Here is a 7,247-nt window from a genome sequence, read left to right on the forward strand (position 1 = left end):
CGCGGCGCCACGTCTCCGACCACGACCACGCGGGGGCAGGCGGCGACGGCGGCCAGGACACCGTCCAGCAGGGTGCGCCCGCCGACGTCCAGTCCCGCCTTGTCGACGCCGCCCAGCCGCGACCCGCGCCCTCCGGCGAGGACGATCGCGTCGACGGCGTCCGCGGTCACTGGTCGGCGCGGACGTCGTGGAGGTGGTGCTCGACGTCGTGCCAGAAGTACTGGGCGAGGGTGGCCGCGGTGAACCGCGAGCCGTTGCTGCGTCGGGCGGTGCGGTCCCACGCGTCGTCGGGGACGATCGCGAACGCGGCCGCGGCCCGCTCCCCCGCGACGGCGATCTCCGCCGCGACGACCGAGGCGTCCTGGGAGGCGTAGTCCCGCTCGAGGGCCGTCGCGTCCTGGTCCCAGTTGGCGAACTCCGGGTCGTCCTCGCGCAGCACGAGCGCGATCCGCTCGGCGAACACGGTGAAGACGTCGCGGACGTGGCACGCGTACTCGACGACCGACCAGGTGCTGTCGTCCGGACGCTCGGCGGCGTCCCCCCGGCCCAGCGCCAGCTGCCAGCGCGGCACGCTCTGGCGCACCAGCTCGGGCACGTCGCGCGGGTCGAGCCGCGTGGGGTCGAAGCCGCACTCGGGGCACGGCTCGGACAGCACCCAGGTCCAGTCCTTGGTGTCGGGGGTGATCGCCATGGCCAGACCCTACGACGCCCGCCGGTAGGCTGCACCGGTGTCCGAAGCACCCCTGCCGTACCGCACCGAGCCGGTCTCCTTCACCCGCCGCGGCGGTCGTCTGAACGAGCGCCAGCAGAGCGCCTGGGACGAGCTCGCCGGCCACTACGTGCTCGACGTCCCGCGCAACGGGCCCAGCACGTCCGTCGACCCCGGGCACGAGCTGGACCTGGAGGCGGTGTTCGGCCGCCGTGCGCCGCTCGTCGTGGAGGTGGGCAGCGGGCGCGGCGAGGCGGTCGTGGCCGCCGCCCAGGAGCGTCCCGAGCACGACTTCCTGGCCCTGGAGGTCTACAAGCCCGGCGTCGCGCAGACCCTCGTGCAGGTGCGTCAGCACGGCCTCACCAACGTCCGGCTGGCGATCGTCAACGCCGCCGAGGCGCTGGCCACCTGGCTGCCCGCGGAGTGCGCCGAGGAGCTGTGGGTGTTCTTCCCCGACCCGTGGCACAAGAAGCGCCACCACAAGCGGCGCCTGGTCGACGACACGTTCATGCCGCTGGCCCACCGCGTGCTGCGTCCGGGCGGCGTCCTGCGGCTCGCGACCGACTGGGCCGAGTACGCCGAGCAGATGGACGAGGTCGTCGGCCGGGCCGCCGGGTTCGACCACGCCGGCCGCACCGAGCGCTTCGACGGACGCACGGTGACGCGCTTCGAGACCAAGGGCACGACCGTCGGGCGCGACATCTGGGACCTCACGGCGACGCGTCGCTAGGCTGACCCCGTGCCCGACCCCACGAACGCCGAGCTGCTCGGCATCGGCGAGGGGTACGCCGTCTGGGTCGTCGGCGGCTCCCCCGAGACCGACAGCCTGCTGGACCCGCTGCCCGAGGGCGCGTACGTCCTCGAGGAGACCGACGACCGCGACCCCGGTGACTCCGTCGACGCCGCGGTGCTCGTCGTGGACGGCCAGGAGGACCTGCGCCGCGTCCTGGACGACACCCTCGCCCGGCTCGGCTCGGTGGAGCCGATCTGGGTCGTGTACCCCGACGACGGCTTCGGCACGATGACGCCCGAGGACGTGTACGACGTCCTGGACGACTTCGCCTGGGCCGCCTACGAGCACGTCCGCCCGGGCGACGCCTGGTCGGCGCTCCGCATCGCGCAGCTGTAGCCCGGGGACGCTCGCGGGTCCTCGTCGACCGCGCGTCCCGGCTCGCCCGCGCCCTCTAGGGTGTGCGCCATGAGCACCGCAGAGCCCGAGGGAGCGCACCACGTGCAGTCGCTGGCCCGCGGCCTGGCGGTCATCACCGCGTTCGACCGCGAGCACCCGGCGATGACGCTCACCGAGGTCGCCCAGCGCACCGGGCTGACCCGCGCCACCGCGCGCCGCTTCCTGCTCACGCTCGTCGACCTGGGCTTCGTCCGGCTGGACGGCACGCGGTTCTCGCTGACGCCGCAGGTGCTGCGGCTCGGCACGGCCTACCTCAGCGGGCTGGACCTCCCGCAGATCGCCCAGCCGCACCTCGAGCGGCTGAGCGCGTCGCTGCACGAGTCGACGTCCGCGGCCGTGCTCGACGGCACCGACATCGTCTACGTCGCCCGGGTGAGCACCCGCCGCATCATGTCGGTCGGCATCACCGTCGGCACCCGCTTCCCCGCCCACGCGACGTCCATGGGCCGCGTGCTGCTCGCCCACCTGCCGGCGGCCGAGCTCGACGACTACTTCGCGCGCGCCGCCCTCCCGGCCCTCACCGACGCGACCGTCCACGACGAGGCCACGTTGCGCCAGGTGCTCGCCCAGGTGCGGGAGCAGGGCTGGGGCCGGCGTCGAGCAGGAGCTCGAGCCCCGGCCTGGCGTCCGTGGCCGCCCCGCTGCGCCGCGCGGACGGGACGGTGGTCGCGGCGATCAACGTGTCGGCGACCTACTCCGGCCGGCCGCTGCCGGAGGAGTACCGCGACGAGGTGCTCGCGACCGCCGAGGCGATCTCGGCCGACCTGGCCGTCGCCCCGCACGCCGTGCGCTGACCCCTGGGCGGGAGGCGTTCCCGGTGGTACGCTGGTGTTCGCATAGCAAACTTTTGTTCGCATCGTGAACACTCTCCACCTGGAGGAGCCATGGCCTTCGTCTACGCCGCCGCCCGGACGCCGTTCGGCAAGTTCAACGGAGCGCTCGCCGGCGTCCGCCCCGACGACCTCGCCGCCACCGCGCTGACCGGGGTCCTGGCCAGGACGCCGGACCTCGACCCGGCCCGCATCGACGACGTCGTCTGGGGCAACGCGAACGGCGCCGGCGAGGACAACCGCAACGTCGGACGCATGGCCGTGCTGCTGTCCGGACTCCCGACGTCCGTGCCGGCCACGAGCATCAACCGGCTGTGCGGCTCGAGCCTGGACGCCGTCATCCAGGGATCGCGCGCCATCGACACCGGCGACGCGGACGTCGTGGTCGCCGGTGGCGTGGAGTCGATGACCCGGGCCCCCTGGGTCCTGCCCAAGCCGTCGCGCGCCTTCCCGGCCGGCGACACCACCGCCGTCTCCACCACGCTCGGCTGGCGCCTGGTCAACCCGCGCATGCCGAAGGAGTGGACGATCTCGCTCGGCGAGTGCAACGAGCAGCTCGCCGAGGCCAAGGGCATCAGCCGCGAGCGCCAGGACGCCTTCGCCGCCCGCTCGCACCAGCTGGCCGCGCAGGCCTGGGAGGACGGCTTCTACGCCGACCTCGTCGTGCCCGTCGAGGGCGTCGAGCTCGACCGCGACGAGAGCATCCGCCCCGGCTCGACGGCCGAGAAGCTCGCCGGGCTCAAGCCGGCCTTCCGGCCCGACGGCAGCATCACCGCCGGCAACGCGTCCCCGCTGAACGACGGCGCGTCCGCGGTCGTGCTGGGCTCGGAGTCCGCCGCCGACCTGCTCGGCACGGCCCCGCTGGCCCGCATCGCCGGCCGCGGCGTCCACGCGCTCGACCCGACCGAGTTCGGCTTCGCGCCGGTCGAGGCGGCGAACCAGGCCCTGCGCCGCACGGGCATCTCGTGGTCCGACGTCGGCGCGATCGAGCTCAACGAGGCGTTCGCCGCCCAGTCGCTGGCCTGCGTGGACGCGTGGGACGTCGACCCCGAGATCGTCAACACCCGCGGCGGCGCCATCGCCATCGGCCACCCGCTCGGCGCTTCCGGCACCCGCGTGGTCGGCACGCTCGCCCACGTCCTGCGCGAGCGCAACCAGCGCTGGGGCGTCGCCGGCATCTGCATCGGCGTCGGCCAGGGCCTGGCCGTCGTCCTGGAGAACACCGAGGCGACGCGATGAGCGAACGCCAGCGAGCGATCAGCAGCACCGCACGAATCGCGGCACCGACGTACCGTGCCCTTTCCCCGGAGGTGACGCGATGAGCCGGGCGCGGGTGCTGGACACCGCGCTGGAGGCCGTCGACGGCGTCGAGGACGGCTCGACCCTCCTGGTCGGCGGCTTCGGCCTGGCCGGCATGCCGTTCGACCTCATCGAGGCGCTCATCGAGCAGGGCGCGACCGACCTCACCGTGGTCAGCAACAACGCCGGCAACGGCGAGTGGGGCCTGGCCGCGCTGCTGAAGGCCGGACGCGTCCGCAAGGTCATCTGCTCGTTCCCGCGGCAGAGCGACTCCTACGTCTTCGACGAGCTGTACCGCTCGGGCCGCATCGAGCTCGAGGTCGTGCCGCAGGGCAACCTGGCCGAGCGCATGCGCGCCGCCGGGGCCGGCATCGGCGCGTTCTTCTGCCCCACCGGCGTCGGCACGCCGCTGGCCGAGGGCAAGGAGGTGCGCGAGATCGACGGCCGCACCTACGTCCTGGAGATGCCGATCAAGGGCGACGTCGCGCTGATCTCGGCGCACACCGCCGACCGGATGGGCAACCTCGTCTACCGTAAGACGGCCCGCAACTTCGGTCCGGTCATGGCCACCGCCGCGTCGACCGTGGTCGCGCAGGTGTCGCAGGTCGTCGAGGTCGGCGCGCTCGACCCCGAGGCCGTCGTGACGCCGAGCATCTACGTCGACCGCCTCGTGCAGGTCGAGCCCCGTCACCTGCAGGTGGAAGGAGCCCGCTGATGACCGTCGAGAACACCGACCGCGGCCCGCTGGACCGCGACGAGCTCGCCGCCCGCGTCGCGCAGGACATCCCCGACGGGGCGTACGTCAACCTCGGCATCGGCCAGCCGACCAAGGTCGCCGACCACCTGTCGGCCGACTCCGGCGTCGTCCTGCACACCGAGAACGGCATGCTCGGGATGGGCCCGCAGGCCCGCGGTGACGACATCGACACCGACCTCACGAACGCGGGCAAGGTCCCGGTCACCGAGCTGCCCGGCGCCGCGTACTTCCACCACGCCGACTCCTTCGCGATGATGCGGGGGGGCCACCTGGACGTCTGCGTGCTGGGCGCCTTCCAGGTCGCCGGCAACGGCGACCTGGCCAACTGGCACACCGGCGCGCCGGACGCCATCCCCGCCGTCGGCGGCGCGATGGACCTGGCCATCGGAGCCAAGGAGGTGCTGGTGATGATGAGCCTGTTCGCCAAGGACGGCTCGGCGAAGATCGTCCCGGAGTGCACCTACCCGCTCACCGGGGTTGGCTGCGTGAGCCGCGTCTACACCGACCACGGCGTGTTCGAGGTCGGTGCGGACGGCGTCACGGTGCTGGAGACCTACGGCCTGTCGTTCGACGAGCTCGCCGCGCGCATGGACGTCCCGCTCCAGCGCGCCTGAGGACGTGTCGCACCCCAGCCCGGCTCCCCCGAGATGTGTGAAGAAATGGACCACGATCGAGGCGATCGTGGTCCATTTCTTCACGAATCGCGCCGGAGGGGACGCGGGGTGAGGTGTGGTGCTCCCGGTGGGACTCGAACCCACACTGCGACGGGTTTAAGCCGTCCGCCTCTGCCGATTGGGCTACGGGAGCGCGGCGGCCAGCCTAGTCAGCCGCGTGAACCCACCACGACGTCCGCCGGCTCCTCCCCCGCGCGCAGCCGGGCGAGCTGACCGCGCACGACCCGCTCGATGCGGGGCCGCATGGCCGACGTCATGCCGCCCACGTGCGGGCTGACCAGGACGCCGGGTGCCGACCACAGCGGGTGGTCCGCCGGCAGCGGCTCGGGGTCCAGACGTCCGAGGCGAACCGCAGGCGTCCGGCCTCGGCCAGGATCGCGTCGGTGTCGGCGACCTTGCCGCGGGCCACGTTGACCACCAGGGCTCCGTCGGGCAGCGCGGCCAGGAAGCCGGCACCGACCAGGTGGTGCGTCGCCGCCGAGTAGGGCACGGCCACCACGACGACGTCGACGGTCGGCAGCAGGGCGTCCAGCTCGTCGGTGCCGTGGACGTGCACGCCGTCCTCGTCACGGGCCCGGGACGCCACGCGCACGAGCTCGCAGCCGAAGCCGTCGAGCCGCCGCGCCACCTGGGTGCCGATGCCGCCGTGGCCCAGCAGCATGACCCGCCGGTCGATGAGGCTGGACGTGAACGCCTTGCGCCACTCGCCGCGCTCCTGCTGGCGCACGTGGACGGGCAGGTCGCGCAGCGCCGCCAGCGTCAGGGCGACGGCCAGCTCGGCGGTCGACTCCTCGTGGACGCCGACCGCGTTCGCCACCCGGCCGCCCTCCCCGATCGCGTCGGCCACGCCGTCGTAGCCCAGCGACTGCAGCTGCACGAGGCCGATGCGCGAGACGTCCAGGCGGGTGAAGGCGTCGCCTCCGCCCAGGTCGTAGGGCCACACGACCAGGTCGAGGTGCCCGTCCGGCTGGTCGGACGACCGAGGGTCCCACACCGCCAGCTCGACGTCCGGCTCGTCGGCCAGCGACGCCAGCCAGGTCTCCCCGGGGACGCTCACGCGGAGTTCAGTCATGGTCCCGATCATGCCCGCACCCGACGCCGGTCACATCGCGTGCCCCTCGTGCGTCAGACAGGTGGAGCAGGACGAGCCTGCCGACGAACGAGGAGACCACCATGAAGACCATGACCTGCCGCGACCTCGGTGGACCGTGCGACCTGGAGCTGCGCGGCGAGACCGCCGACGACGTCATCAAGGCCCAGGACCGGCACCTGCGCGAGGCCGTGCGCGGCGGCGACGCCGACCACGAGCCAGCGCACGAGGCGATGAAGGGACGCTGGCGCAACCCCGTGAAGGGCCTGGGCTGGTACCGCGCGACCAAGAAGGCGTTCGCCGAGCTGCCCGAGGGCTGAGCGTCAGTCGCCCGGACGCCGCTCGGCGTCGTCGCGACGGGGTCGGACCGTGGCCAGCAGCGACGGCTCGGCCCGGAACCGGATGGCGGTGACGACGCCGCCGGCGACGGTGAAGTCGAAGACGACGCGCGCCTCGCCGCGGTGCATCCACGCCGCGGCGGGGCGTCCGTTGGCGAAGACCGGCAGCGCAGCCTGGGCCGAGCCGTTGAAGAACGTCGAGACCGGCTCGCGCCCCTCGATCCGGGCCGGGGTGCCGAGCGCCAGCGCCATGTCGTCCGCGCTCACCACGACGTCGGGCGCCAGCAGCAGCACGAGCCGCTCGAGCTCGCCGCCGGCGGGCCGCGGACAGGAACGCGTCGACGACCTCCCAGTCGGCCGG

General features: G+C 73.6%; 9 protein-coding genes, 1 tRNA gene and 1 pseudogene. 7 read left to right on the plus strand and 4 right to left on the minus strand.

The window, feature by feature from the left end:
- Nucleotides 1–166 precede the first annotated feature (166 nt).
- Nucleotides 167–691 carry a DinB family protein gene (locus AC2W7G_RS06090; RefSeq protein WP_485867646.1) on the minus strand — a complete coding sequence of 175 codons (525 nt, stop codon included), beginning with the start codon at nucleotides 689–691 and terminating at the stop codon, nucleotides 167–169.
- A gap of 37 nt (nucleotides 692–728) precedes the next feature.
- On the opposite strand from AC2W7G_RS06090, the gene trmB reads away from it, so the two are divergent.
- From trmB to AC2W7G_RS06120, 6 genes are all read left to right on the plus strand, one after another.
- Complete coding sequence (gene trmB, locus AC2W7G_RS06095) at nucleotides 729–1,439, plus strand: tRNA (guanosine(46)-N7)-methyltransferase TrmB (RefSeq protein WP_485867647.1); 711 nt, start codon at nucleotides 729–731, stop codon at nucleotides 1,437–1,439.
- Nucleotides 1,440–1,448: 9 nt separating this feature from the next.
- Entirely contained in the window at nucleotides 1,449–1,838 is a 390-nt protein-coding gene (locus AC2W7G_RS06100) for a hypothetical protein (protein ID WP_485867648.1), read from the plus strand.
- 69 nt (nucleotides 1,839–1,907) lie between these two features.
- The gene (locus AC2W7G_RS06105) at nucleotides 1,908–2,738 is read left to right on the plus strand and encodes an IclR family transcriptional regulator domain-containing protein (RefSeq protein WP_485867649.1); all 831 of its coding nucleotides are present in this window, start codon (nucleotides 1,908–1,910) and stop codon (nucleotides 2,736–2,738) included.
- 44 nt (nucleotides 2,739–2,782) lie between these two features.
- Entirely contained in the window at nucleotides 2,783–3,967 is a 1,185-nt protein-coding gene (locus AC2W7G_RS06110) for a thiolase family protein (protein WP_485867650.1), read from the plus strand.
- 79 nt (nucleotides 3,968–4,046) lie between these two features.
- Nucleotides 4,047–4,742, plus strand: a complete 696-nt coding sequence (locus AC2W7G_RS06115; RefSeq protein ID WP_485867651.1) for a 3-oxoacid CoA-transferase subunit A — start codon at nucleotides 4,047–4,049, stop codon at nucleotides 4,740–4,742.
- A complete protein-coding gene (locus tag AC2W7G_RS06120; RefSeq protein ID WP_485867652.1) occupies nucleotides 4,742–5,398 on the plus strand; it encodes a 3-oxoacid CoA-transferase subunit B in 657 nt (218 codons plus the stop codon). The genes AC2W7G_RS06115 and AC2W7G_RS06120 overlap by 1 nt, the downstream gene beginning before the upstream one ends.
- A gap of 116 nt (nucleotides 5,399–5,514) precedes the next feature.
- On the opposite strand, the gene AC2W7G_RS06125 is transcribed toward AC2W7G_RS06120, so the two are convergent.
- Nucleotides 5,515–5,591: transfer RNA gene (locus tag AC2W7G_RS06125), tRNA-Leu, on the minus strand.
- Between the two features lie 120 nt (nucleotides 5,592–5,711).
- A complete protein-coding gene (locus tag AC2W7G_RS06130; RefSeq protein ID WP_485867653.1) occupies nucleotides 5,712–6,530 on the minus strand; it encodes an NAD(P)-dependent oxidoreductase in 819 nt (272 codons plus the stop codon).
- Nucleotides 6,531–6,631: 101 nt separating this feature from the next.
- On the opposite strand from AC2W7G_RS06130, the gene AC2W7G_RS06135 reads away from it, so the two are divergent.
- Nucleotides 6,632–6,868 (plus strand): DUF1059 domain-containing protein, encoded by a 237-nt coding sequence (locus AC2W7G_RS06135; protein WP_485867654.1) that lies wholly within the window; start codon nucleotides 6,632–6,634, stop codon nucleotides 6,866–6,868.
- 3 nt (nucleotides 6,869–6,871) lie between these two features.
- Here AC2W7G_RS06135 and AC2W7G_RS06140 read toward each other — a convergent pair.
- Nucleotides 6,872–7,247, minus strand: a pseudogene (locus AC2W7G_RS06140) (hypothetical protein); the annotation flags it as partial.

The organism is Aeromicrobium sp. PFPM2_SD2 (genome assembly GCF_057364525.1).

Coding starts and splice junctions, on each gene's coding strand:
- AC2W7G_RS06090 (WP_485867646.1), bottom strand. CDS start 691: ATGGCGATCACCCCCGACACCAAGGACTGGACCTGGGTGCTGTCCGAG.
- AC2W7G_RS06105 (WP_485867649.1), top strand. CDS start 1,908: ATGAGCACCGCAGAGCCCGAGGGAGCGCACCACGTGCAGTCGCTGGCC.
- AC2W7G_RS06110 (WP_485867650.1), top strand. CDS start 2,783: ATGGCCTTCGTCTACGCCGCCGCCCGGACGCCGTTCGGCAAGTTCAAC.
- AC2W7G_RS06115 (WP_485867651.1), top strand. CDS start 4,047: ATGAGCCGGGCGCGGGTGCTGGACACCGCGCTGGAGGCCGTCGACGGC.
- AC2W7G_RS06120 (WP_485867652.1), top strand. CDS start 4,742: ATGACCGTCGAGAACACCGACCGCGGCCCGCTGGACCGCGACGAGCTC.
- AC2W7G_RS06130 (WP_485867653.1), bottom strand. CDS start 6,530: ATGACTGAACTCCGCGTGAGCGTCCCCGGGGAGACCTGGCTGGCGTCG.
- AC2W7G_RS06135 (WP_485867654.1), top strand. CDS start 6,632: ATGAAGACCATGACCTGCCGCGACCTCGGTGGACCGTGCGACCTGGAG.